General features: G+C 59.5%; 23 protein-coding genes. 10 read left to right on the plus strand and 13 right to left on the minus strand.

Going from position 1 to position 26,127, the window contains the following annotated elements; translation table 11 throughout:
• The first annotated feature begins 87 nt into the window (after positions 1 to 87).
• A complete protein-coding gene (locus CKW16_RS00350; RefSeq protein WP_095126776.1) occupies positions 88 to 867 on the plus strand; it encodes an N-acetylmuramoyl-L-alanine amidase in 780 nt (259 codons plus the stop codon).
• Between the two features lie 75 nt (positions 868 to 942).
• Positions 943 to 2,556, plus strand: a complete 1,614-nt coding sequence (locus CKW16_RS00355) for an EAL domain-containing protein (RefSeq protein ID WP_095126777.1) — start codon at positions 943 to 945, stop codon at positions 2,554 to 2,556.
• Between the two features lie 12 nt (positions 2,557 to 2,568).
• Here the strand turns inward: CKW16_RS00355 and CKW16_RS00360 are convergent, their stop codons facing one another.
• On the minus strand, positions 2,569 to 4,359 hold the full coding sequence (locus tag CKW16_RS00360) for an ATP-binding protein (protein WP_095126778.1): 1,791 nt from the start codon (positions 4,357 to 4,359) through the stop codon (positions 2,569 to 2,571).
• 10 nt (positions 4,360 to 4,369) lie between these two features.
• A complete protein-coding gene (gene algB, locus CKW16_RS00365) occupies positions 4,370 to 5,716 on the minus strand; it encodes a sigma-54-dependent response regulator transcription factor AlgB (protein WP_095126779.1) in 1,347 nt (448 codons plus the stop codon).
• 434 nt (positions 5,717 to 6,150) lie between these two features.
• Here algB and CKW16_RS00370 point away from each other — a divergent pair, with 434 nt between their 5' ends.
• From CKW16_RS00370 to CKW16_RS00390, 4 genes are all read left to right on the plus strand, one after another.
• The gene (locus tag CKW16_RS00370) at positions 6,151 to 6,438 is read left to right on the plus strand and encodes a hypothetical protein (protein WP_046044889.1); all 288 of its coding nucleotides are present in this window, start codon (positions 6,151 to 6,153) and stop codon (positions 6,436 to 6,438) included.
• An 81-nt stretch (positions 6,439 to 6,519) separates the two neighbouring features.
• Positions 6,520 to 6,684: a DUF1328 domain-containing protein gene (locus CKW16_RS00375; protein ID WP_003177151.1), complete on the plus strand. Its 165-nt coding sequence runs from the start codon at positions 6,520 to 6,522 to the stop codon at positions 6,682 to 6,684.
• 790 nt (positions 6,685 to 7,474) lie between these two features.
• Positions 7,475 to 8,806, plus strand: coding sequence for a glutamate/aspartate:proton symporter GltP (gene gltP, locus CKW16_RS00385; RefSeq protein ID WP_095126780.1), 1,332 nt, complete (start codon positions 7,475 to 7,477; stop codon positions 8,804 to 8,806).
• 243 nt (positions 8,807 to 9,049) lie between these two features.
• Positions 9,050 to 10,279 (plus strand): nucleoside recognition domain-containing protein, encoded by a 1,230-nt coding sequence (locus tag CKW16_RS00390; RefSeq protein WP_095126781.1) that lies wholly within the window; start codon positions 9,050 to 9,052, stop codon positions 10,277 to 10,279.
• A 135-nt stretch (positions 10,280 to 10,414) separates the two neighbouring features.
• Here the strand turns inward: CKW16_RS00390 and CKW16_RS00395 are convergent, their stop codons facing one another.
• From CKW16_RS00395 to CKW16_RS00435, 9 genes are all read right to left on the minus strand, one after another.
• Complete coding sequence (locus CKW16_RS00395) at positions 10,415 to 11,041, minus strand: ABC-type transport auxiliary lipoprotein family protein (RefSeq protein WP_095126782.1); 627 nt, start codon at positions 11,039 to 11,041, stop codon at positions 10,415 to 10,417.
• Positions 11,038 to 11,976, minus strand: a complete 939-nt coding sequence (locus tag CKW16_RS00400; RefSeq protein ID WP_095126783.1) for an MlaD family protein — start codon at positions 11,974 to 11,976, stop codon at positions 11,038 to 11,040. The genes CKW16_RS00395 and CKW16_RS00400 overlap by 4 nt, the downstream gene beginning before the upstream one ends.
• Before the next feature lies 1 nt (position 11,977).
• Complete coding sequence (locus CKW16_RS00405; protein WP_095126784.1) at positions 11,978 to 12,781, minus strand: ABC transporter ATP-binding protein; 804 nt, start codon at positions 12,779 to 12,781, stop codon at positions 11,978 to 11,980.
• Positions 12,778 to 13,926, minus strand: a complete 1,149-nt coding sequence (locus CKW16_RS00410; protein ID WP_095126785.1) for an ABC transporter permease — start codon at positions 13,924 to 13,926, stop codon at positions 12,778 to 12,780. Before CKW16_RS00410 ends, CKW16_RS00405 begins: the two co-directional genes overlap by 4 nt.
• A gap of 53 nt (positions 13,927 to 13,979) precedes the next feature.
• The gene (locus CKW16_RS00415; RefSeq protein WP_095126786.1) at positions 13,980 to 15,011 is read right to left on the minus strand and encodes a DUF5924 family protein; all 1,032 of its coding nucleotides are present in this window, start codon (positions 15,009 to 15,011) and stop codon (positions 13,980 to 13,982) included.
• 117 nt (positions 15,012 to 15,128) lie between these two features.
• Entirely contained in the window at positions 15,129 to 16,517 is a 1,389-nt protein-coding gene (locus tag CKW16_RS00420; RefSeq protein ID WP_095126787.1) for a pitrilysin family protein, read from the minus strand.
• A 56-nt stretch (positions 16,518 to 16,573) separates the two neighbouring features.
• Positions 16,574 to 18,232 (minus strand): Na/Pi cotransporter family protein, encoded by a 1,659-nt coding sequence (locus tag CKW16_RS00425; RefSeq protein ID WP_095126788.1) that lies wholly within the window; start codon positions 18,230 to 18,232, stop codon positions 16,574 to 16,576.
• 213 nt (positions 18,233 to 18,445) lie between these two features.
• Positions 18,446 to 19,213, minus strand: a complete 768-nt coding sequence (locus tag CKW16_RS00430) for a TerC family protein (protein WP_095126789.1) — start codon at positions 19,211 to 19,213, stop codon at positions 18,446 to 18,448.
• 85 nt (positions 19,214 to 19,298) lie between these two features.
• Complete coding sequence (locus CKW16_RS00435) at positions 19,299 to 20,606, minus strand: CitMHS family transporter (protein ID WP_095126790.1); 1,308 nt, start codon at positions 20,604 to 20,606, stop codon at positions 19,299 to 19,301.
• Positions 20,607 to 21,025: 419 nt separating this feature from the next.
• Between CKW16_RS00435 and CKW16_RS00440 the strand changes: the two genes are divergently transcribed.
• Positions 21,026 to 21,427 carry a GFA family protein gene (locus CKW16_RS00440; RefSeq protein WP_095126791.1) on the plus strand — a complete coding sequence of 134 codons (402 nt, stop codon included), beginning with the start codon at positions 21,026 to 21,028 and terminating at the stop codon, positions 21,425 to 21,427.
• Between the two features lie 5 nt (positions 21,428 to 21,432).
• Here the strand turns inward: CKW16_RS00440 and CKW16_RS00445 are convergent, their stop codons facing one another.
• On the minus strand, positions 21,433 to 21,759 hold the full coding sequence (locus CKW16_RS00445) for a DOPA 4,5-dioxygenase family protein (RefSeq protein ID WP_095126792.1): 327 nt from the start codon (positions 21,757 to 21,759) through the stop codon (positions 21,433 to 21,435).
• An 82-nt stretch (positions 21,760 to 21,841) separates the two neighbouring features.
• Here CKW16_RS00445 and CKW16_RS00450 point away from each other — a divergent pair, with 82 nt between their 5' ends.
• On the plus strand, positions 21,842 to 22,513 hold the full coding sequence (locus CKW16_RS00450) for an NAD(P)-dependent oxidoreductase (protein WP_095126793.1): 672 nt from the start codon (positions 21,842 to 21,844) through the stop codon (positions 22,511 to 22,513).
• Here the strand turns inward: CKW16_RS00450 and CKW16_RS00455 are convergent.
• The gene (locus tag CKW16_RS00455; protein WP_095126794.1) at positions 22,500 to 23,450 is read right to left on the minus strand and encodes a LysR family transcriptional regulator; all 951 of its coding nucleotides are present in this window, start codon (positions 23,448 to 23,450) and stop codon (positions 22,500 to 22,502) included. The genes CKW16_RS00450 and CKW16_RS00455 overlap by 14 nt on opposite strands.
• A 114-nt stretch (positions 23,451 to 23,564) precedes the next feature.
• On the opposite strand from CKW16_RS00455, the gene betC reads away from it, so the two are divergent.
• Together betC and choX are read left to right on the plus strand one after the other, a co-directional pair.
• The gene (gene betC, locus CKW16_RS00460; RefSeq protein WP_095126795.1) at positions 23,565 to 25,079 is read left to right on the plus strand and encodes a choline-sulfatase; all 1,515 of its coding nucleotides are present in this window, start codon (positions 23,565 to 23,567) and stop codon (positions 25,077 to 25,079) included.
• Between the two features lie 16 nt (positions 25,080 to 25,095).
• Positions 25,096 to 26,016, plus strand: coding sequence for a choline ABC transporter substrate-binding protein (gene choX, locus CKW16_RS00465; RefSeq protein WP_008155658.1), 921 nt, complete (start codon positions 25,096 to 25,098; stop codon positions 26,014 to 26,016).
• The last annotated feature ends 111 nt before the right edge of the window (positions 26,017 to 26,127 follow it).

The following is a 26,127-nucleotide window of genomic DNA, read 5'->3' on the forward strand; positions in this document are numbered from 1 at the left end:
TTTGTTTAAAACTTCGCGTGGGCCATCTGCGCGCAAGGCAGTACGTTACACTGTTGCATTACTGTCTTGCGTGTATTGCCTTCTGCCATGAAATATCTATCTCTCATCGTGTCGCTGATTCTGTTGGCCGGTTGTGCCAGCGGCCCCCGGTTCGACACCCGTCACCCTTCAGCCAATTACGACAGCCGCATTCAGTTCGTGGTGGTGCACTACACCTCCGCGTCACTGGAACGCTCGCTGCAACTGCTGACCCATGGCGACGTCAGCAGCCACTACCTGATTGGCGACGACAAGGGCGCCACCATCTACAAGCTGATGGATGAAAATCTGCGGGCCTGGCACGCAGGGGAAAGCGAATGGCAAGGCCGGACCTGGTTGAACTCCAGCTCCATTGGCATTGAAATCGTCAATCCGGGCTTTAAAGACACCCCGACCGGGCGCCTTTGGTACCCCTATAGCGAAGACCAGGTCCAGTCCCTGATCGTCCTGCTCAAGGACATCAGCAAGCGTTACGCCATCAATCCCCGCAGCATCATCGGCCACAGCGACATCGCCCCGATGCGCAAGCTTGATCCGGGGCCGCTGTTCCCCTGGAAGCGTCTGGCTGCCGAAGGCCTGGGAATCTGGCCGAACGAGCAGGCCGTAACGCGTCAGCAAGCACAGTTCGAAGTACAACTGCCAACCATCAGCTGGTTTCAGGCACAGCTGGCCCGCGCGGGTTATCCCACCCCGCAAACCGGCGAACTGGATGTTGCGACACGTCATGTGATTGCGGCTTTCCAGCTGCATTTCCGACCGACACGTTTCGATGGCACACCAGATGCGCAAACCGCGGCGCTTCTACAAGTCTTGAACCAGACAAAATAATGACGCCCGCCCGACGGTCAGGGCTTTTTTCCAATCAGCAGCTATAACTCATTGGTAATTCTTCGGATATTCCCTATGCCTGCTGCTCGAGAGACACTTCGTAGTTGGTTCTTTCGCCCTTGGTTTTTGGCGATACTGGCTGCTGCCTTGAGCGCGACACTTCTGATGGCCGGCAGCCTGTTCGTGGCCATGCATCAAGTCGAGCAGAGCGAAAGTGAAGAAATGAATGCCCAGGGCGAGCGCTTCCTTGCTCGTCTGGAGCAACTTTTCGGACAGTTGCGTGAAAGCCTCGACGACCTGGAAGCCCAGCCATTACGCGGCTGCGATGACGAAATGATCGCGACCTTGCAACAGGTCAGCTTCAATTACCGTTTCGTTTACGAAGCCGCTTATATGGACGCCTCGCGGATCTGTTCCAACCGCCCCCGCCAGGAAGGGCTGTCGATGATAAGACCGCCAGACATCAAGGGGCCGACCTACAGCTACTGGCTGAACACCACCACCGAACCCGATGAAAACCGCGCCGCGCTGATGCTCGGACGCGGCAATTTTCGTGTCGCTACGTCTCGCGGGCATTTGACCGACATGGTCGACTTGCCACCGGGAAGCAGCCTGCTGGTGGTGCTCGACCACGGTACGCGCGCGATTCCGGTACTGGGTGTCTCGCAGGCCTGGCCACCCACCGAACCCTGGCCCCCGAAAAGCCTCGACGCGCTACAAGTGACGCATTCCCGCTTGATTTACCGCATGCCCACCAACAATCCGGAATACCAATTGGTGCTGATCAGCCCGCGCACCGGTATGCATGTGCCCGCTGTCTGGTGGTGGTTGCTGCCGGCCAGCCTGGCACTCGCCTTATGCGTGGGTTTTTTGGTGCTTTTACTCGTGCGCCAGCGACAGTCGCTGGACGCCGAACTGAGTGGCGCCATACGGCGAGGCGAATTGCAGGTGCTGTATCAGCCGATCTTCGACCTCGACAGCCGCCACTGTGTCGGGGCAGAAGCCTTGCTGCGCTGGCGAAGGCCGGACGGAACCCTGACCAGCCCCGACCTGTTTATTCCGATGGCGGAGAACACCGGCCAGATCCGCCAGATGACCGACTTCGTCCTGCAACGCCTGCTTGAGCAGCTGGGTCAATTGTTGCGGGCCAATCCGCAACTGTACATCTCGGTCAACCTGGCGGCCTGCGACGTCATGGTGCCGCGTATCGGCCAAGTCATGGCGCGCCTGCTGACCTTGCACCGCGTCGCGGCAAAGCAAATTGCCTTTGAGGTCACCGAGCGGGGATTGATCGATGTCGTGGTAGCCCGGGAAAACCTGCAAGCCTTGCGGGATGTCGGGCATCAAGTGCTGATTGATGACTTTGGCACCGGCTATTGCAGCCTCGCCTATCTGCAAACCCTGCCAGTCGATTGCCTGAAAATCGACAAGGCGTTTATCGATGCGCTGGGTCATGACGCTGCAAGTAGCGGTGTCGCCCCGCACATCATTCACATGGCCCAGGCCCTGCAACTCAAGGTGATTGCCGAGGGCATCGAACTTGAATCCCAGGCGGCGCTTCTGAGCAGTGAAGGCGTGAAGTTCGGTCAGGGTTGGCTATTCGCCCGTGCGTTGAGTGCGGTGCAGTTCATCGAGCTGATTACCCGTGGTCGCCGATTGGCTGCCCGACGTCTCGATGACGAAGCCTGAAGCGGCTGCGGCTTAAACCGACAGCGCCATATAGAACTGAGTACCCTGCCCCGGCCGCGAATAAACACCCATCCGACCGCCGTGCAACTGCACGATTTCCTTGCACAGTGCCAGACCGAGCCCGGCACCACCCTTCTTGCGACCGACCTGTACAAAGGGTTCGAAAATCCGCCCCTGCTGGCCATAGGCAATGCCTTCGCCGTTGTCCTCGACGCTGATAATCACTCGTTCCCCATGGCGTCGAGCCTGCAAACGTATTTGCCCGCCGGAAGCGGTATGGCGCAACGCGTTGTCGATCAGGTTATCGAGTACCCGGTCCAGCTGCGGCTGATCGGCCTGCAATCGCGGCAATGGCCCTTGCACTTCCACCAACAGGTCGATGCCCTGCTCTTCTGCCGGGCCGGTAAAACGTGCCCGGGCCTGCTCCAGCAAATCCTCGATGGAGCACGGCGCCAATGTGAGTTTCTGCAATCCGTTCTGGTAGCGGGAGAAGTTCAGCAAGTCGTTGATCAACTGCATCAAGCGCTGCATCTCTTCATTCACGGTGTCCAGCAGATCAGCTTCACGCGAGTCCTTGGCAAAGTGCGCGCGCTCTCGGAACAGACCGAACGCCATGTGCATCCCGGTAACCGGCGTTCGCAATTCATGGGAGGCGCGCAGCACGAACTCGCTGCGCACCCGCTCAAACGCCCGCTGTTCGGTGACGTCATGCAGCACCATCACGGCGCCGAGAATATGACCCTGTGTATGGCTGACCGGCGTCAGGCTAAAGGTCAGCAACCGCGACTCACCGTCGACTTCGATACTCAGGTCCTCAGGCGCCCGCTCCAGGGTGCCGCCGCGCAGCACCAGTTGCAGCTGATCATCGAGTTCGGGACGCTCAAGCGCCGTACCCAGACCTTCACCGAGACGATCGCTGTCCCAACCCAACTGACGCTGCGCCACTGGGTTGAGGTGTTCCAAACGGCCATCGTGGTCAATCATCAACAGCCCATCGTCGATGCTGTCGAGCACGGCCTGCAAACGCTGCTGGCCGGCGAGCAGTTCATCGATATTGGTGGCCTGATGCTCACGCAGGGCCTCGGCCATGATCCCGAAGCGCTTGGTCAGCTGGTTCATTTCCACGGCCGAGGAAATCGGTAGCGTCACTTCGAAATTGCCTTGACCGATGTTGTCTGCCGCCTGGACCAGGGCCTCGATCGGCTCACCAAAACGTCGAGCGATAGCGTGGGCGGTGACGAAGCCGATGATCAGCACCGCCAACCCCACCAGCCCGAGCAGGCCGGCAATCAGCAGCGCCCTCTCCCGAGCCTGCCGTTCGGTGGCATTGATGTTATCCAGCGCACGCTGTTGCTCGACGATCAAACCATTGAGTAGCGCATTGAATTTTTCGGTGAGTTCTTTGTTGCCACTCAACACCTGTGTCGAGTCACGTGACAGGTCGTATTCCTGCAGAAAGCTCAAGTAGTCAGTCTTGGCCTGTTCGAAACCGAACTGGCGCTCATCGCCAGCCTGGGCATGGACAATGCCGTCGTCAAGCAACTGGAAATAATGCTGCTTGGACGCCTCGAACGCTGCAGGATCCGGCTTCTCGCTGAGCATGATCATCAGCTGATCGCCCAAGGTCTGACGCAATTTAAGTCCCAGGTCGAGCGTGACGAAATTATTGCGAATCAGCGCTTCCTGGGAACTCGCCATCTGCATCACGCTGACCAGCCCGAGCAACAGCCCAAGCAACGCCACGGTGATCAGTGCGGAAATACTCAGAAACAGCCGCGTGCGCAACTTCATCGCCAGTCTCATCGGAGACTGCTCACAAGTTGTACTGCTTGCGTTTTCGGTACAACGTCGAGGCATCGATACCCAGGGTCTTGGCGGCCTGGTCCAGCGTATCTGCAGTGGCGAGGACCGCTCCGATGTGGGCTTTTTCCAATTCATCCAGACTCAGCGCAGCGCCGATGCGAGGTGCGTTGTTGACCGGGGTTTCAGCCATGCCCAAGTGACTGATCTCGACCCGTTCCTGTGGACAAATGATGCTTGCCCGCTCCACAACGTTGCGCAGTTCGCGAATGTTCCCCGGCCAGCGGTAGCCGAGCAGCGCGTCACGGGCTTCGTCGCTGAAGCCCCGAGCCGGACGCGCGTATTCCTTGACGAAACGGGCCAGAAAGCGATCGGCCAGGTTCAGAATATCCTCCCTGCGCTCGCGCAGTGGCGGCAGGTGCAGGGTGATCACGTTCAGGCGGTAGAGCAGGTCTTCGCGGAAACGGCCATCGCGGACCATGTCTTCGAGGTTCTGGTTAGTGGCCGCGAGGATGCGCACATCGGCGCGGCGGGTGACCGGGTCGCCCACCCGTTCGTATTCTTTATCCTGGATGAAACGCAGCAGTTTAGGTTGCAAAACCAACGGAAAATCGCCGATCTCGTCAAGAAACAGCGTCCCGCCATCGGCCTGATTGACTCGCCCCAAAGTGCTTTCGCTGGCTCCGGTGAACGCGCCACGGCTGTGGCCGAAGAGCTCGCTTTCCATGAGTTCGGCGGTCAGGGACGGGCAGTTGATCGTGATGCAGGATTTCTTCGCGCGCTTGCTCCAGCCGTGAATGGCTTGGGACAGTTCGCCTTTACCGGTACCGGACTCGCCGAGAATCAAAATATTGGCATCGGTGCTGGCCACCTGGCGGGCGGTTTCGAGCACGACTTTCATCGCCGGGCTGTGAGAGTCCAGGCCATCCTTGGGTTTGCGCACTTCGCCTTCCAGGGCTTCCAGACGTGCCGACAGTTGCCGTACTTCCAGTTGCTTGGCGGTGGCCAGGCGCAATTGGTCGGGGCTGCAAGGCTTGACCAGATAGTCGGCGGCACCGGCCTGAATCGCATCCACGGCAGTATCCACGGCCGAGTGTGCGGTGACGATCACCACCCTCATCCACGGCGCCTGAATGCGCATTTGGGCCAGCACATCGAGGCCATTGTCTTCACCCAAGCGCAGGTCGAGGAAGCACAGGTCGAAGACTTGACGCTGAAGCAGTGCATCAGCCTGAGCGGCGCTGTTGGCGGTAGCGACGCTGTAGCCTTCATCTTCGAGGCAATAACGGAAAGTACGCAGGATGGCGGACTCATCGTCCACCAGCAGAATGCGGCCTTGATGCTCAGTGGCTGATTCCATTTTCCTACGCTCCTTAACGAATGATCTTGGTTAGTCCCGGAAAAATCGGGCAAGTTGCATGGTTGATTCTGGTCGATTCCAGCCACAGCAGCGTAGCTCTCTCCTCACCCTACGGCTAATCGCCTGATTTTGTTGTTTTTTTATCAGATAGCCGGTTCGCAGGCGATTGCCGGTGTCCCTTTGTGACATCCACGCCCTCCTCGCAATTCAAAAATATTAAAAGTTCCTACGAGTCCATCGTGCATTACGCACGACTTCAAAAGGACCATCGTGCAGGATGCGTCCGATCCGCTTTCCACATCACTCATAACTGATTGATTTTATTCGTTTTTATTATCATGAAAAGCTGGCATGCAGGCTGCAATGATCTGATTAACCGGGGCATTCAAGAAGTCGCCCTAACAAGATCACCACAGTGTGGGAGGAGCTTCAGGATGAGTCGCCAACGTGCCGCCCAGTTGCGTATCTCGCCACTGCATATCCAGCAAGGTCTGTTGGCTGTTCTGGCGCTATTGATCACCTTGATCGCCGGTCAGCAGTTTCAGCGTTGGGAGCAGAACCAGCAGCAAGAAGCGCCACGCTTGTCGATTCAGCACCCGACCCAAACCCATTTCAGCGCGGCCAGCAGCAACCAGGCTGACAGCCCCCCAATGCGAATGATGGACGTCGACCAGGCTCAGCCTGCGGATGAGATGCCTCGCCAGGAACGTTGGGTGTTCTAAACACATGAACTTGGCGCGTTCGAAGCGCCGGGAAAAGCACCACAAGCAACATCTCTATATAGAAGCGTAAGGAGAATCACCATGTTGAGCTGGGCAATCACATTCTTGATCATTGCCATCATCGCTGCGGTACTGGGCTTCGGTGGTATCGCGGGCACCGCCACGGGTATCGCCAAGATTCTCTTTGTCGTGTTCCTGGTGATGTTCATTGCTTCCTTCTTCTTTGGCCGTCGCGGTCGAGGGTGAACATGAGCGTTTTGTTAAAGACACTGGCAGCCGCCCTGCTTCTGGGCGGTAGTGCCATGGAAGAAAGATCAACACTGGTACTGAATTCGTAACATGAAAGAAGCAGCATGGCTTCTTTCCACTGCGCTACCCGAGGACGGTAGACGCATGATCAAGGGGCCGGGACGTTCTGCCTGTTTCAGGGGCGGAGTGACCTACGGGTACAGGGAGTACCTGCGCAAGGGCCGGGTCAGGCAGAAGCTGCGACGCAAGTTCGTCGATCACTCATGGATCGACGGACTTGCGAAGAGCTTCCTCAGCGCAAAGCGTTGTCTTAGAGCGTTCTGCTCACATCCCCGCTTCATCTCCGCTAATCCCTCGCAAAACCATTTCGCGGTGTTTCTTTGGTGACCGTATATCGAGAAAACTGCGACTCAAAGACCGAGAATTTTCGCGCTTAAACGTAGGCTTTTTCCCAAGTTTTAGTCCACATTCCCTTGTTCAAAAAACAACCAACCTCCTCTGCGATGGCCGGTTCACGGCACTTATGCCTGCCGAAATGTCGTATTCGAACCGGTTGGGACGCGAGTTTCAGTTAAAAAAGTTCATGCCGATTCGGCATAGGGTAGGCGTTTACGGCATTAGACGTCGCTTCCTTGCATCTGAATAGTTGCGCCTTTTTTCGCCTGCCAGAGAGCCGATAACAAGCGCTCCGGGGCACCTTATACGGGGGTAGATGCACAAGACTTTTTCGCCACAAGCGTTCCAGTTCTTGCATCTGCCTGAGTCAAACGCAAGTAAGGGTAAAGATATGAAGAAGGCAAAGCTTAGCCTCGCCTGGCAGATCCTCATCGGTCTGGTATTGGGGATTGCAATCGGTGCGCTGCTCAACCATTTCAGTGCCGAAAAAGCCTGGTGGATCAGCAACGTCCTGCAACCAGCAGGCGATATCTTTATCCGTCTGATCAAGATGATTGTGATCCCGATCGTGATCTCTTCGCTGATCGTCGGTATTGCAGGTGTCGGCGACGCGAAGAAGCTCGGGCGTATCGGTCTGAAGACCATCATTTACTTCGAGATCGTCACCACCATCGCCATCGTGGTCGGTCTGATGCTGGCCAACGTGTTCCATCCAGGCACCGGCATCGACATGAGCACCCTGGGTACCGTGGATATTTCCAAGTACCAGGCCACTGCCGCCGAGGTTCAGCATGAACATGCGTTCATCGAAACCATCCTCAACCTGATCCCGTCGAACATCTTCGCGGCCATGGCCCGCGGCGAGATGCTGCCGATCATCTTCTTCTCCGTATTGTTCGGCCTCGGTCTGTCGAGCCTGCAATCGGACCTGCGCGAGCCGCTGGTGAAGATGTTCCAGGGCGTGTCGGAAAGCATGTTCAAAGTCACTCACATGATCATGAACTACGCCCCGATCGGCGTTTTCGCACTGATCGCGGTGACCGTGGCCAACTTCGGCTTCGCCTCTCTGATACCGCTGGCCAAACTGGTGATCCTGGTTTACGTCGCCATCGCCTTCTTTGCCTTCGTGGTGCTGGGCCTGATCGCTCGCCTGTTCGGCTTCTCGGTGATCAAGCTGATCCGCATCTTCAAGGATGAGCTGGTGCTGGCCTACTCCACCGCCAGTTCCGAAACCGTGCTGCCGCGCGTGATCGAGAAGATGGAAGCCTACGGCGCACCGAAAGCTATTTGCAGTTTCGTAGTACCAACCGGCTACTCGTTCAACCTCGACGGTTCGACCCTGTACCAGAGCATCGCGGCGATCTTCATTGCCCAGCTCTACGGCATCGACCTGTCGATCAGCCAGCAATTGCTGCTGGTGCTGACCCTGATGGTCACCTCCAAAGGCATCGCCGGTGTACCGGGTGTGTCCTTTGTGGTGCTGCTGGCCACCTTGGGCAGCGTGGGTATTCCACTCGAAGGCCTGGCGTTCATCGCCGGTGTCGACCGCATCATGGACATGGCCCGTACCGCACTGAACGTGATCGGCAATGCCTTGGCCGTGCTGGTCATCTCCCGCTGGGAAGGCATGTACGACGACGCCAAGGGCGAGCGCTACTGGAACTCGCTGCCGCACTGGCGCAGCAAGGAAAAATTGCCAGCTGGCGAGATTTCCAGCAACTGATCACGCCCCCTGTAGGAGCAAGGCTTGCCCGCGATGAACGATAACGCGGTGTAACTGATACACGGCGGCGCCTCAATCGCTGGCAAGCCATGCTCCTACAGTACGGAGTTGCACGTACATTACGTGCAGGACGTAATCCCGCAGTAGCGATCAAAGCTCACAAACAAACCCCGGAGAAATCCGGGGTTTGTCGTTTCAGGCTACCCCGCTATCATTCGCCGCATTCTTCGGGGGATTTGACTGATGCTTAATGGCCTGTGGCTTGGCTTCTTCATCGTGGCTGCCGTTTCGGCACTGGCGCAATGGCTGATCGGCGGTAACGCCGGGATCTTCGCGGCGATGGTGGAAAGCATTTTCGCCATGGCCAAGTTGTCGGTCGAAGTCATGGTCCTGTTGTTCGGCACCCTGACGCTCTGGCTGGGCTTTCTGCGGATTGCCGAGAAGGCCGGGATCGTCGAGTGGCTGGCCAAAGCGCTGGGCCCGTTGTTCCTGCGCCTGATGCCGGGAGTGCCGGCCGGACATCCAGCCATCGGCCTGATCACGCTGAACTTCGCCGCCAACGGCCTGGGCCTGGACAACGCCGCCACACCGATCGGCCTTAAAGCGATGAAGGCGCTGCAAGAGCTCAACCCCAGCGACACCATCGCCAGCAACGCGCAGATCCTGTTCCTGGTGCTCAACGCCTCCTCCCTGACCCTGCTGCCGGTGACGATCTTCATGTACCGCGCCCAGCAAGGTGCGCCCGATCCGACCCTGGTGTTCCTGCCAATCCTGCTCGCCACCAGTTGCTCGACATTGGTCGGCCTGCTGTCGGTGGCGTTCATGCAGCGTCTGCGCCTGTGGGACCCGGTGGTGCTCGCGTACATGATTCCCGGTGCCTTGGCCCTCGGTGGCTTCATGGCGCTGCTGGCGACGCTCTCAGCGACCGCTCTGGCCGGCCTGTCATCGATCCTCGGCAACGTGACGCTGTTCGGGCTGATCATGTTGTTTCTGGTGATTGGCGCGCTGCGCAAGGTGAAGGTCTACGAAGCGTTCGTCGAAGGCGCCAAAGAAGGCTTCGACGTGGCCAAGAACCTGCTGCCGTATCTGGTGGCGATGCTGTGTGCCGTCGGCGTGCTGCGGGCATCCGGAGCGCTGGACTTCGGTCTGGACGGGATTCGGCATCTGGTGGAATGGGCCGGTTGGGACACGCGCTTCGTCGATGCGCTGCCGACAGCGATGGTCAAGCCGTTCTCCGGCAGTGCCGCCCGGGCGATGCTGATTGAAACCATGAAAACGTCAGGCGTGGACAGCTTCCCGGCGCTGGTGGCGGCGACGATTCAGGGCAGCACCGAAACGACGTTCTATGTATTGGCGGTGTACTTCGGCGCGGTGGGGATCCAGCGGGCGCGGCATGCGGTGGGGTGTGCGTTGCTGGCGGAGTTGGCCGGGGTGCTGGGCGCGATCGGCGTCTGTTACTGGTTCTTCGGATAAACCAAAAACCCCATGTGGGAGCGGCGGTGCGACGATTCGACTTGCTCGCGAAAGCGGTGTGTCATTCAACATTGATGTCGCCTGACACTACGCCTTCGCGAGCAAGCCCGCTCCCACATTGGGTTTGCGTTGGCCTCAAGGCCTTGGCGGCGGGGCGACTTTTTGGCCTTGCTCCACCGCCCAAGCCACCACCTGCACCGTCAACTGGTCACTGGCCTGGCCAAACCCGGCCACCACCGCCGGCACCTTCGCATCGCTCAACGGCTGGCGTACTTCGAAGCGCCGGCTGGCGAGGATTCGCTGGTCATAACCACGCACCAGCAACGCATCCAGACGCACGACGACGCTCGCACTCGTGCCTTGGTACTCGGTCTGGAACGCCTGCAGACTGCCGCCTAGCTCCAAATCCGCCTGGAAATTGCTGTCATCTGTACTGAGCAGCGGTACTCGACCATCACGCTGGAACCCGTCCAACAGACGATTGCGCAGCAACACCGGTGCCGGGTCGCTCCAACGCGAAGCCGTGTAGCTGCTGATCAAATCACCCTGAGGGATCACGGCGATCTTCGGGCTGTTCAAAGCCTCGCTGGCCTGCGGCTTGGTCAGACGCAGCGACCAGCGCTGCGGCGTCCCGTGACTGGCCGATGCGCTGCTCTGGGCCGAAGGCAACCGATAGACATCGGACGGCTCGGACTTGGGCAGGATCGAGCAGGCGCTGAGCACAAGGAAGCTGGCGAGGAGGGCGAGGTGAGGCAGCTTCATGGCGTGAACTCCTTGTTCTTGTCATTGCCCAGCAAATAACCGGTGGGGTTGGCTTCCAGTCGCTGGGAAATAGCCCGCAACGAGGTCAGGGTGTCGCGCAGTTCACGCACCGCCGGAGCCAGGCCATTGAGGCCTTGCATGCCGCTGTTGAGTGAGTCCTGATTGGTCGTGAGCAGCTTGTTGATGGTCGCGCTGCTCTGTTCCAGCGACTTCATCGCCTGCTCGGCGCTGCCGAACATCTGCTTGCCTTGATCGTTGAGCATGCCATTAGCGTTGCGCATCAGCGCGGACGTCTGTTCCAGCATGGCGCCGGCCTGTTTGCCGACCGACGCCAGTTGCTGCATCGCCTGGCGAATATCGCCGCGCTGGTCGGCGATGGTGCCGGTGGTTTGTTCCAGATGTTCAAGGGTCTTGCTGATCCGCTCGACGTTCTCCGAAGAAAACATCTGATTGGCGTTGTGCATCAGCATGTTCACACCGGCCACCAGGTCGCCGCTGTCATTCAGCAAACGGGCGATGGGCGAGGGCGAGGCAATGATCGTCGGTAAATTACCGTCCTTGCCCTTGAGCGTCGGACTTTGCGGTGTACCACCGCTGAGCTGAATGATCGAGGTGCCGGTGATGCCGGTCAGCGCCAATATGGCCCGGGTGTCTTCCTTGATCGGGGTGTCACCGCCCAGGCGAATCCGCGCCAGCACCCGGCGTGGGTCTTTCGGGTCCAGACGCAGGGCCACCACGTCGCCGACCTTGATCCCGCTGTACTGCACGGCGCTGCCCTTGGACAGACCGCTGACGGCTTCGTTGAAGACGACTTCGTAATCCTTGAATTCGGTGTCGACGCTGGACTTGGCCAGCCACAAGCCGAAGAGCAGGGCGCCCGCCACCACAATCACGGTGAACAGGCCGATCAATACATGATGGGCTCGGGTTTCCATGTCAGACCTCCTTAAGTTGTTGAGTGGCGGTCAGCGCCGCGCGGCCGCGAGGGCCATGGAAGTATTCGTGAATCCACGGATCGTCGGTTTCCGAGACTTTGTCGATGGCATCCGCCACCAGCACTTTCTTTTGCGCCAGCACCGCCACGCGGTCAGTGATGGTGTAGAGCGTGTCGAGGTCGTGGGTGACCAGAAACACACTCAGGCCCAACGCATCGCGCAGGGTCAGGATCAATTGATCGAACGCGGCCGCGCCAATCGGATCGAGGCCGGCGGTGGGTTCGTCGAGAAACAGGATGTCCGGGTCCAGCGCCAGCGCGCGGGCCAGGGCCGCACGCTTGATCATGCCGCCGGACAGCGAAGCGGGGTACTTGTCGGCCGCCGACAGCGGCAGCCCGGCCAAGGCCATTTTCACTGCCGCCAAATGCTCGGCGTCCTCTCGGCTCAAACCGGCATGTTCGATCAGGGGCAGCGCGACGTTCTCGGTCACGGTCAGCGAAGAGAACAGGGCGCCTTTCTGGAACAGCACGCCGAAGCGCCGTTCGACCATCGAGCGCTCGTGTTCGGACAGCGTCGGCAGATTTTTACCGAAGACCTTCACCACCCCTTCGCTGGGCTGGCGCAAGCCGACGATACTGCGCAACAGCACTGACTTGCCGCTGCCGGAACCGCCGACCACGGCAAGGATTTCGCCCTTGTACAAATCCAGATCGAGGTTCTCATGCACGCTCTGACTGCCGAAGCGATTGCACAGACCGCGGACTTCGATCACCGCCTCGGAGGGCGCTCGGGGTAGACGACTCACCAGCCCATCTCCATGAAAAACAGCGCGGCCACGGCGTCGAGCACGATCACCACGAAAATCGACTGGACCACGCTCGACGTGGTGTGCGCGCCGACGGACTCGGCGCTGCCACTGACCTTGAAGCCTTCGAGGCAGCCGATCGCGGCGATCAGAAACGCGAAGATCGGCGCTTTGACGATCCCCACCAAAAAATGCTGAACACCGATGTCGGTTTGCAGCAGCGACAGGAACATCGCTGGCGAGATATCCAGCGCCACCGCGCAAACCACACCGCCACCGATAATCCCCGAAAGCATCGCCAGAAAGGTCAGCATCGGCAGCGCGACCAGCAGGGCCAACACGCGCGGCACCACCAGCAGCTCCATCGGGTCGAGGCCCAAGGTGCGAATAGCGTCGATTTCTTCGTTGGCTTTCATCGAGCCGATCTGCGCGGTGAACGCACTGGCGGTGCGGCCGGCCATCAGGATCGCGGTCAGCAACACACCGAATTCGCGCAGGAAGGAGAACGCCACCAGGTCCACGGTGAAAATACTCGCGCCGAAACTCGCCAGCACCGTCGCCCCGAGAAACGCCACCACGGCGCCCACCAGAAAGGTCAGCAGGGCAACGATGGGCGCGGCGTCGAGGCCGGTCTGTTCGATGTGCGCCACCATCGGCGTAATACGCCAGCGCTTGGGGCGAAACAGACCGCGGGCGATGGTTTCCAGTATCAGGCCGACGAAGCCCAGCAACTGCAGGGTGTCCTGCCAGACCGCGTCCACCGCCCGGCCGATGCGGGTCAGCAGTTGAATGCCGACGCTGATTTCCGGTTCCTTGATTGGCACGCAGAAGTCGGTCAGCGAGCAATAGACGGTCTGCAACAAGGCACGGTCGGCCGAGGACAGTGTGCAATCGGGGTGTTCGGCGGATCGGCCCAAACGCTCGGAACCGAGCAACTCCACCAACAGCGACGCGCCGGCGGTGTCGAGCGCGCCGAGGCCGTTGAGGTCGATGTGAGTGCTGTCGTCGTATTGACCGCGGAGCTTTTCGCTCAGGCGCTTGAGATCGGCGTAATGGGCAAGCGTCCAGTCACCCGTGACCCGCAACTGAGCAGGGGAGTGAGAGGTGTCCAGTCGGGCACTGCCGGGCATTGTGCTGCTGGTCATAAGCTCCGTGCTTTATTGGCTATTACGCAGCTCTACGTAATAGCACGAACGGGTTACTTTGCGGCAGTCGCAGGCTTGTTGTCCTTTACCACGAAGCGCAACACACCGATGACCTGGCCATCTTCGGTCAGCACCCGAACCTGCCACTTACCCGCGGGGTTGCCGGGGAAATTCTGCTTGTGGGTCCACGCACGGTAGCCTTCCTTGCGCCCCCCGTTGATATCCAGCGGGATACGGTCGACTTCTTTACCGTTGAACATCCAGACGTGATAAATCCGTTCGGCCAGACCTCGCGGGGCATTGATCGCGGTGTACGCGTACAGCCCACCTCCGCGAATCTGCTCGGCGCTGACTTCTTCCAGGCTCTTGCCGGGGGTGCGGTCCTGCATTTGGGTGCTGATCGCCACGTCGGTCATCCACAGGGTCGCCGGCGGCACCCAGGATCGCAGCACCCAACCGAGCGCGCCTATGCCCACCGTGATACTGAGAATCGCCAAGGCGTTGCGCACGGTACGAATCGGGAAGATCGACGCCAGGCTCGGGAACGACAGCACGACGGCGGTGCCCAGGGCCAGTTTGAAACTCTGAGCGGTGGTCAGGTGCAGGATGACGGGCAGGGCGGTCAGCAGGGCAGCGAACAACGTCAGTGTGTGCAGTGCCAGGAACGCCCAGCGCCGGGGGGCCAGCCATTTGTAGTAGAGCGGGTCGATGATGGAAATCAGCGCGGCGATGCCCAGCAGACCGGTGAAGAACAGCTGGCCGCTGTTCCAGGTGGTGGTGATAAAAAAGAACGGCAGGACGAAGAACAGGCTTTCCTGGTGGATCATCTGCGTGGCGTAGCGCAGCAGAGGTTGGGGGATCTCGCGTTTGAAGATCCTGGCGAACAGCTTGGTGAGGCTGTTTTCCAGCATCAGCCAGATCCAGCTGACCAGCATGATGGTGGTGATCCAGGTCGCCAGACCTTGCTGGCGATCCACCAGAATGAAGCTGCCGACCCCGGAAATGAAACCGCCGAGCGCAATGACCCCAGGGTAGCGCTTCATCAATTCCAGGATGCGCTGGACGTATAGGGTCAGAGTAGGCATTCGGCGGTTCGCAATAGTCGTGGGGAAAATCCTCGACAGGGTAACCGCCGAGAGGGCGGCGTGGCGAGGGGCTGCGGCCCAATCACAAAACCGTGTAGCAGCAGGCTTCGCCAGCTGCTACACGGTTCGCGGTGCCCTTCGATGCAAGCGCCAACCTATCAGCATCAATACGATGAGCCCCAGCACCCCGGCAATCGCCCACACAAACTGATCATCACTGATCAACGGCTGTTCGATCCGCAGGTAGCCCGGCTGCATCAGCAATTCACGCATGGCCTTGTTTGCTTCCTCCAGCGTCACTCCTTGCAGTTCCTTGGCCGGGTTGGCGAAACGGCCGTCCTCGTAGTCCCCAAGGGCACTCCAGTAATAATCGGCCAACGCGCTGTTGCCTTGCACGGCCCAGGCCTGGCGGGAGATGGCGGCCTGCTTGAGGCGGTTGAAGGTGTTGGCATTGAGACCGTCCCTGAGCAACCCGGCCTTCAGATCATCCAGCACCTGTTCGGCCTCGGGCACGTCGTCGCGCTCAAGGTCTGCGTTCAGGCTCATGAAGCCCACGCCGCCAAACACCTCGCGCTCGGCCGAAGGTCCGTAGGACAAGCCATGGGCCAGGCGCATTTGGCGGTAGAGCGCCCAGTCCAGATAGTCCTTGAGCAAGTCGAAGGTTTCGTCGTGCTGATCTTCCAGCACCGGCTCCGGCACCAGCCAATGCAACTTGGCACTGTCGCCGACAAAACCGTGACTCAGAGTGCGCTCATGGGCAGCACTGGCCTGGATCGCCGGCAGGGGCGGGTGATCGGTCGGGTCGACCGCTTCAAGCGCGCCATAAGACCGTTCCAGATAGGCCGGCAGCAACCGCTCGAGGTCGCCGACCACGATCAGGGTCATGTTATTGGGCGCGTACCAGGCCTTGCGTACCTTTTCCAACTGATCGCGGGTCAGGTTATCGACCTCAGGCCGCTCGGGGCATTTGAGGCCCAGTTCCACCGCCAACTGATTACTCGCCGTGTGGCCAAGATCCTGGCGATCCAGCCAGCGTTGCAGGTGCGAGTAATGGCCGCCGTCTTCGCGCTCGACCACTTGTTTGGCGGCGTTGATGGCGTTGTCGTCGATTCGGGTCTGGGTCAGCAGCGCCAGCAGCAGGTCGAGAACCTTGCGCTGGTTTTTCGCCGGGGCCTCGATGACGAACGTCGTGTCGGCATTGCTGGTGTAGGCGTTCCACTCGCCACCCAGGGCCTGCATGCGTTCTTCCAGCCCGCCTTCGCCCGTGGCGTCGATGCCGCTGAACAGCAAGTGTTCAAGCAGGTGCGGCAGCTCCTTGTCGGCGCAGCTGAAATCATCGATGCCGACGCCGACCACCAGACGAATCGCCACATGCCCGCGCTCGGTGCCAGGCTTGAGCAGCAATTGCAGGCCGTTGGGCAGCGTATAGCCCTCGACCTGAAAGCGATCCAGGGCAAATGAAGAGAATGAGCAAAGCAACAGACAGGCGAACAACAAACAACGCATAACGGGTTTCCATACGGCTAGCGTAAGTTCAACAGACTTCAGGCAACTGTGGACGTTCAGGGTGAATGAGTGATGTCAGCGAATTCGTCGACCGCCAGTGCACCGGTGTCGGAAGTTTCCAGCACCACATAGGCGCTGCTGCAAAACAGCGAATTCAGACGCTTCATGTCGGCTATCAACTCAAGGTGCAACGAGCTGGTTTCGATACTTTGCACGATCTTACGTTGCAATCGGCTGACGTGAGCATGGGCCAGGCGGCGTTCCTGTGCGCGGAAGCGACGTTTCTCACGCAATAACTGGCGAGCACTTTCCTTATCGGCACTGAGAAACACTGACAACCCCAGGCGCAGGTTGGATATCAACTGACTGTGCAGCCCCGCCAACTCTTCCAGGCCGACCTCGGAAAAAGACCGGCGCTGCGAGGTTTTCTGCTGCTGAACCTTACGCAGCATGCGTTCAATAAGGTCACTGGCAAGTTTAAGGTTGATCGCCAGCTCGATGATTTCCGCCCAGCGCCGGCTGTCCTGCTCACTGAGGTCTTCGCGGGGCATTTGCGCCAGATACAGCTTGATCGCACCGTAGAGCGATTCGACATCATCAGTCAGACGCCGCATTTCCTGGGTAACGGCGGTTTGCTTGCCGTGCAGCACGTCGAGCATGGCCTCGAGCATGTTGTCGATCAGGTCGCCGATGCGCAGGGTTTCCCGGGCGGCATTGGCCAGCGCCAGGCTGGGCGTGACCAGCGCCGTCGGATCAAGATGCCGCGGTTTGGCAGTGCCGTTGAGTTGCGGGCGCTCCGGCAGTACCCACGCACAGAACCTGGCCATCGGCCCGACACTCGGCAGCAAGAGCAGGCAGCGCGCGGTGTTGTAGAGCAGGTGAAAGCCGATGACCATTTCCTGAGGGCTGAAGTCCAGGCTGTCGATCCAGTGCACCAACGGGTCGAGTACCGGGATGATCAGCAACAGGCCGATCAACTTGTACAGCAAGCTGCCCAACGCCACCTGACGGCCGGCGGCGTTCTGCATGCTGGTGCTGAGGAAGGCGAGGATGCCGCTGCCGATGTTGGCGCCGATCACCAGGCCGATGGCCACGGGCAGGCTGATCACTGCGGCACCGGCCAGGGTCGCGGTCAGCAGGACGGCGGCCAGGCTGGAGTAGGAAACCATTGCGAACAACGCGCCGACCAGGGCATCCAGCAAGATGTCGCCGGTCAGCGAGGCGAAAATCACCTTCACGCCTTGGGCCTGGGTGATCGGCGCGGCAGCCTCGACGATCAGTTGCAGCGCCAGAATGATCAGCCCCAGTCCGATACTGACCCGGCCCATCTGTCCGACCCGGGTCTGTTTGCGCGACAGGAAGAAAATCACCCCAAGAAAGATCAGCAGCGGTGACAGCCATGACAGGTCAAAGGTCAGCACTCGCGCCATCAGCGCGGTACCGACGTCGGCCCCGAGCATGGTCGCCAGGGCCGGGGTCAGCGCCATCAGGCCCTGACCGACAAAGGAGGTGACGAGCATGGCGGTAGCGTTGCTGCTCTGGACCATCGCCGTCACGACGATCCCCGAGATGAACGCCAGCCAGCGCTTGGACATGTTCCGGCCAATCACATGGCGCAGGTTGGAACCGTAGACCCGCAGGATGCCGGTTCGGACGATGTGCGTGCCCCAAATCAACAAGGCCACGGCAGATAACAAATTGAGCAGGGTGAGCATGCAGGCCCCCTGTGGTGGTAGCGCCCCATTGGGGCAAGTTGACGGTGCCGCGCGTTCTTCTACGTTCTGTACTTAAGCTGTAGTTGGCTAACGGTCTGCGCGCCAGCATCGCACAGCTAAAGAAGCGATTGAAACAAAACTGTCATGAAAACAGGTTGATGCAGGTATGAAAAAAGGGCCCGAAGGCCCCTTTGTCATCACATGGCATTCGGGTTACTGACCCGGAACGTCCTTGCGCAGTTTCACTGGGTCTTGCTGCTTCTTCTTTTTCATCATCGCAGTGCGCATCTTGATGTTGATCGCTTCCACCGCCAGCGAGAACGCCATGGCGAAGTAGACGTAGCCTTTTGGCAAGTGCACTTCAAAGGATTCGGCAATCAGCACGGTACCGACCAGCAGCAGGAACGACAGCGCCAGCATCTTCAGCGACGGGTGCTTGTCGATGAACTCGCTGATGGTGCCGGAAGCTAACATCATCACCAGCACAGCAACGACGATCGCCGCGACCATGACCGGTACGTGGGACACCATGCCCACGGCGGTGATGACCGAGTCCAGCGAGAACACGATGTCGATGATCGCGATCTGAATGATGGTGTAGAGGAAGTTGCCGCCCTTGCCGCCCGGTTCATCATGGGATTCGTCTTCACCTTCCAGCGCGTGGTACATCTCTTGCGAGCTCTTCCACAGCAGGAACAGGCCACCGAAGAACAGGATCAGGTCACGCCCGGAAATACCCTGGTCGAACACTTCGAACAGGTCGGCGGTAAGGCGCATGACCCAAGTGATCGACAGCAGCAACAGGATCCGCGTGATCATGGCCAGTGCCAGGCCGAAGATCCGGGTGCGCTGTTGCATGTGCTTGGGCATGCGGCTGACCAGGATCGAAATCATGATGATGTTATCGATACCCAGGACGATTTCCAGGGCGGTCAGGGTGAAGAAGGCAACCCAGATTTCAGGGTTGGTCAGCCATTCCATGTGTTTTCCTTTGTGCGAGTGTTAAACCACGAAGGGCCCAGGCTTCAAACAACAAAGCCTGGACCCGTCATGGTGAGTCTTGGGCTTATAGAGTGCTGAACAGCGGAAAAATCCCCATCAGCAAGGCGGCGATCAGTATGCACATGCAAACCAGCACTGCCCACTTCAGGGTGAAACGCTGGTGATCACCGAAGTCGATACCAGCCAGGGCCACCAACAGATAGGTCGATGGTACCAGCGGGCTCAGCAAGTGGACGGGCTGACCGACGATCGAGGCACGTGCCATTTCAACCGCGGTTATACCGTAATGGCTGGCAGCTTCCGCAAGTACCGGTAACACGCCGTAATAAAATGCATCGTTCGACATGAAGAATGTGAACGGCATGCTCACCAGCGCGGTGATCACGGCCAGGTACGGCCCGAGGAAATCCGGGATAACCGCCAGCAGGCTTTTCGACATCGCATCGACCATGCCGGTGCCCGTCAGGATACCGGTGAAGATACCCGCGGCAAAGATCAAACCGACCACCGCCAGCACGCTGCCGGCGTGGGCCGCAACGCGGTCCTTCTGCTGTTGCAGACATGGATAGTTGACGATCATCGCGATACTGAAAGCCACCATGAACAGCACCGGCAGCGGCAACAGGCCAGCGACCAGGGTGCACATCAGGGCCAGAGTCAGGGCGCCGTTGAACCAGATCAACTTCGGACGACGGGCATCCGGGAACTGCGAAACGCTGATTTCGCTGTGATCGATTTCATCGCCCACCAGGTGCAGTTCACCCAGACGCGCACGCTCACGCTTGCCGTAGAAGTAGGCGATGACCAGGATCGCCACCACGCCGGCGGCCATGGCCGGGATCATCGGGACAAAGATGTCGGACGGGTCGACATGCAGCGCACTGGCCGCACGGGCGGTCGGGCCACCCCATGGGGTCATGTTCATCACGCCACCGGCGAGGATGATCAGGCCGGCCATGATCCGCGGGCTCATGCCGATGCGGGCGTAGAGCGGCAGCATGGCGGCCACGCAGATCATATAAGTGGTCGCGCCGTCACCATCGAGGGAGACGACGAGCGCCAGTACGGCGGTGCCGACCGAAACTTTCAACGGGTCGCCCTTGACCAGTTTGAGGATCTTGCGCACGGCCGGGTCGAACAGGCCGGAGTCGATCATCAGGGCGAAGTACAGAATGGCGAACATCAGCATCACACCGGTCGGTGCGAGCTTGGTGATGCCTTCGAGCATCATCGGGCCGATCTTCGGCGCAAAACCGCCGAACAGTGCGAACAGGATCGGGATAATGATCAGAGCGATCAGCGCGGAAAGGCGCTTGGTCATGATCAGGAACATGAACGTGATGACCATGGCAAAGCCAAGGAAAGTCAGCATGGGAATACTCCAGGCATAGCGCGGCTAGGGAATGGGCGAACCGGGTGGGTCAGCGCAGAACGGGAAGCACGAGGCGTATGGGCGGAGTGACAGCGAAGCGGCGGGTAGAAGAGGACATCAGGATCACCATTGTTGTTGTTAAATGGGCTGTGCGAGCGATAAAACACTGGCATTGGCCGACCGGTCTGTTGCCGGTAGTGGGGGCGATCCTAATCGGGGAAGCTTTCACCCAGCTTTCGCGGATGAAAGCATTGACCAGATGTGCAACCGGTCGTCGGACCGGGGCAGGGACGTTAAACCGAGTTGACGCCTTCGCGAGCAAGCCCGCTCCCACACTGGATCTGTGGCGTACGCAAAACCAATGTGGGAGCGGGCTTGCTCGCGAAGGCGTCGGAACATACGCATCAGGAGGAAACAGAATGTGCGAAGTTCATACCGGTGGCTGCCATTGCGGACATCTGCGCTATCAATTCAGCGGGCCTTTGCACGACATCGCCCACTGTCATTGTTCGATTTGCCGACGGGTCAGCGGCGGGATCGTGACCACCTGGATCACCGTGCCCGCGTCAGCCTTTGAATGGCTGAAAGGAACGCCAGCGCAGTACAACTCTTCAACACCCTGCGTGCGGTATTTCTGCGGCAACTGTGGGGCGCAGCTGGCGCTGATAACGCAGCTGAGCCCGGACAGCATCGACGTGACCATCGCCACCCTCGATCATCCCGAGCAGGCACCCGCCGAAAGGCACATCTGGACTGGTAACCGTCTTCCCTGGCTGCATCTGGACGAACATTTGCCCGGCGAAGCTGAAGAACAGTTGTAAACTGATCAAAAAATAGACAGATCCAGTGGCCGAATCGCGCCCATCCAGATGGCGTGCTCGGTGTGGTCGAGCAGATCGTCGCCGGTGTCCGGGTGCAGGAACACCACCAAACCCTTGCGGTTGAGCGCAAGCCAGGGCAGCACATCGCCGATGTATTGCGGCTCGAAAGCCAACTGGCAGCTCCAGTCCGGGTGCGGGCCCACCGGCCGCTCATGGACGCGGCCCATCTTCACTGGAAACAGTTGCGCTGCCTGCTCACACAAGGCTCGCGCCTGAGGAAGGGTGCTGGCGTCGAAGTAGACATGGGCGTGGTAGCCCTTGATCCGCTGCATTTGAAACCCTCTGAACCGAGTCGAACCGGCGTTGTTTCCCACAGGTCACACGCCACATAGATAGGAAGAACGGAGCACGGCCATGAAAAATGCCGAAACCCCGGTGGTGAAAGTGGTGCTTTATGGTGCCATGAGTAGCCTGGGCAGTGCGCTGATGGCTGAAATGCTGCGGCGCCAACATGAAGTGATCGCGATTCTCGATGACCTGACGGCGCTCGCGCCGCGCCCGGGATTGCGGACGAAGAGCGGCGATTTGTTCGACGCCAAGCGGGTCAAGCAGAGCGTCGCCGGTTGTTCCGCGGTGATCTGTCTGCTGGATGCACCCGGGTTGCCGATGAACAGCGAGCACGTGGAAAAATCCATCGTGCCCGGCCCGGTCGAGCAAGTGCTGGCGGTGGATGCGCTGATCGATGGCATGCAGGCCTCGGGGATTTCCCGGCTGTTTCTGGTGGGCGACTTCGAGGTACTGGACGATCCGGAGATAGAAGATCGACTGCAACGCCACGCCGCCGAAGAAATCCGCGAGGCCCTGCAAAGCAGCACCTTGCACTGGACACTGATCAATGCGCCGCGCGGGGTGCCCGGGCTGACCATCGAGCATTTCAGCCACGTCAGCAGTAGCCTGGAGCCGGGCCTCGCCGAACCGCTTGAACGGTTGAGCCGGGTGGCGGTCGGGATTGCCGATGAGTTGCGTTTGAACCTGCATGTCGGCGAACACGTGACCTTCGTCGCGACCGAGGCTATACAGCGATAGACGGCAACGGCAGGCCATTCAACGATTGCGCACTGCTGGCCTGCTCAGCCATCAGCCAGTCCACAAACTGTTGAATCAGCGCACCACGCCGTTTCCGCTGGGGCAGGACCACGTAATAGCCGAGCCTGGAAATCACCGTTTCCGCGATCGGTCGACACAACAAACCTTGCGCCAGCAAGTTATCCACAAGGTGCCGCCACCCAATCGCCACACCTTGGCCGCCAATCGCCGCTTGAATCAACAGCGTGTAATTGTCGAAGCGCAATTGCCCCGGCGCAGGTGCCGAAGCGATCCCCAACTCACGAAACACGCCGCTCCAGTCGAACCAGTTGCTGCTGTTTTCGCCTCGAAGGTGCAGCAGCGGGAACTCGAGCAATGACTGGGAGGGCAAGGGCAGGGGACGATCCTTCAATAGCAACGGGCTGCACACCGGAAATACTTCCTCGCTGAACAGCCAATGGCTTTCGCCCTGCTTGAATCGGCCATCACCGAACAACACCGCCACATCAATATCGGTGCGCAGCATGTTGAGGCTGCGTTCGCTGGTGACCAGGCTGACGTCCACTTGAGGATTGGCGGCATGGAAGCGGTGCAGGCGCGGCATCAGCCAATACGCGGCGAAGGCGAAATCGGTGGCGACCTGCAACACTTCATGTTGGTGCTGTGCGCTGATCGCGCTCAATCCTGCGTCGATGTTCTGCAATCCGAGCTGAACCTGCTCAAACAGGATCGTCCCGGCCTCGGTCAGTTCGATGCCGCGATAGATCCGGTCGAACAACCGCGTCCCGAGTTGTTCTTCCAACCGTTTGATCTGCTGGCTGATGGCCGGTTGCGTGGTGCCGAGCTCCACCGCGGCAGCCGTGAAGCTGCGTTGACGGGCCGCCGCTTCAAAGGCGCGAAGCAAATCCAGAGACAAATCACCAAGGGCGTCATACATAAGCTGTGCTTATCCTAGTCATTGCCGCGCATGGGCTTTACCACAAATTGCATGGGCTACATGCTCGAACGCAGCACTCTCGCATAAATATTCACTATGGAATGCCGCGATCACATGAAGCGCAAGAATATTCTTTTCATCATGGCCGATCAGATGGCCGCGCCAATGTTGCCGTTCTACGGCCCTTCGCCCATCAAACTGCCGAATCTCAGCCGCCTCGCCGCCGAAGGCGTGGTGTTCGACGCCGCTTACTGCAACAGCCCACTGTGCGCGCCGTCGCGTTTTACCCTGGTCAGCGGTCAGTTGCCGAGCAAGATCGGCGCCTACGACAACGCGGCCGATTTCCCCGCCGATGTACCGACTTATGCCCACTACCTGCGTCGACTCGGCTACCGCACCGCGCTGTCGGGCAAGATGCATTTCTGCGGCCCGGATCAGCTGCACGGCTATGAAGAACGCTTGACCAGCGACATCTACCCGGCCGATTACGGCTGGTCTGTGAACTGGGACGAGCCGGACGTGCGGCCAACCTGGTTTCACAACATGTCTTCGGTACTGCAAGCCGGGCCATGCGTACGCACCAATCAGCTGGATTTCGACGAAGAGGTGGTGTTCAAGGCCCAGCAGTACTTGTTCGATCACATCCGGGAAGATGGCGATCAGCCGTTCTGCCTGACTGTTTCCATGACTCACCCACACGACCCGTACACCATTCCCAAGGCTTTCTGGGATATGTACGACGACGCTGACATCCCTTTGCCCGAAACCCCGACGCAGACCGAACTTGATCCGCACTCCCAACGTTTGCTCAAAGTTTACGACCTGTGGGACAAACCGTTGCCTGTGGATAAGATTCGCGATGCGCGCCGGGCGTACTTCGGTGCGTGTAGCTATATAGACAGTAACGTCGGCAAACTCCTGCAAACACTTGAGGAAACCGGCCTGATCGATGACACCATCATCGTGTTTTCCGGTGACCACGGCGACATGCTCGGCGAGCGCGGGCTCTGGTACAAAATGCATTGGTACGAAATGGCCGCCCGCGTACCGCTGTTGATCAGTGCGCCGGGGCAATTCGGGGCTGGCCGGGTCAGCGCGGCGGTCTCCACTGCCGATCTGTTGCCGACCTTTGTCGAACTGGCCGGCGGTTCGCTGGAGCCAGGGCTGCCGCTGGATGGCCGCTCACTGGTCTCGCACCTGCAAGGGCAGGGCGGTCATGACGAAGTCTTCGGCGAATACATGGCTGAAGGCACCATCAGCCCGCTGATGATGATTCGCCGCGGCGCCTACAAATTCATCTACAGCGAAGACGACCCTTGCCTGCTCTTCGACGTACACAACGACCCGCGCGAACAGGAAGAACTCAGTCAATCGCCGCAACATCGGCCGCTTTTCGATGAATTTCTCGCTGAAGCCCGGGCCAAATGGGACATCCCGACGATCCACCAACAAGTGCTCGCCAGTCAACGGCGCCGACGTTTTGTCGCCGAGGCGTTAACCCTCGGCAAGCTGAAGAGCTGGGATCACCAGCCGCTGGTGGACGCCAGTCAGCAGTACATGCGCAACCACATCGACCTCGACGATCTGGAGCGTAAAGCACGTTATCCACAACCCTGCCAAAACCAATAATGTTAAGGGGAATGCCATGCGTAGGTTATCCACAGCAATGACGGTCGGGCTTCTGGCTCTGGGCAGCGCATCGGCGTATGCCGATCAGAGTTGCGAGACGGTAAAAATGGCCGACCCTGGCTGGAGCGACATTGCCGCGACCAACGCCATCACCGGGTTTCTGCTGGACGGCATGGGCTACAAGGCCAAGGTCGACACGCTTGCAGTGCCTATCACCTTTGGTGGCTTGAAGGATGGCCAGGTCGACGTGTTTCTCGGTAACTGGATGCCGGCGCAGCAGGGTTTCTACGACAAGTTCGTGGCCACCGGCGATGTCACACAACTGGCGAAGAACCTCGATGGCACCGAATTCACCCTCGCCGTCCCGGATTACGTCTGGGACGCGGGTGTGCATAACTTTTCCGACCTGAACAAATACGCCGACAAGTTCGACAAGAAGATCTACGGCATCGGCTCCGGCGCTCCCGCCAACATCTCCTTGCAGGAAATCATAAAGAAGAACGACTTCGACATGGGGCAGTGGAAACTGGTCGAGTCCAGCGAACAGGCCATGCTGGCGGAAGTGTCTCGCGCGGTGAAGAAACAGAAGTTCGTGACCTTCCTCGGCTGGACCCCGCACCCGATGAACGTGCAACTGAAAATGCATTACCTCAAGGGCGGCGAGAAGTACTTCGGCGACACCGGCAGCGTTCACACCCTGACCCGCAAAGGTTATGCACAGGCCTGCCCGAACGTTGGCAAATTGCTCACCAACCTGAGTTTCACCCAGGAAATGGAGAACAGCATCATGGCCGAGGTGGTGAACAAGAAGGTCAGCAATGCTGATGCGGCCAAGGCGTGGATCAAGGCGAATCCGGCGGTGCTGGATAAGTGGCTGGACGGGGTGAAGACAGTGGATGGGAAGGATGCGTTGGGGGCGGTGAAAGCGAAGCTGTAACTCCCTGCGCCGATCGTTCCCACGCTCTGCGTGGGAATGCATCCCGTGACGCTCCGCGTCACATTCAGAAGCGGACGCGGAGCGTCCATGGCGGCATTCCCACGCGGAGCG

Origin of the sequence: Pseudomonas sp. Irchel s3h14, assembly GCF_900187425.1 — a bacterium.
GTDB lineage: Bacteria > Pseudomonadota > Gammaproteobacteria > Pseudomonadales > Pseudomonadaceae > Aquipseudomonas.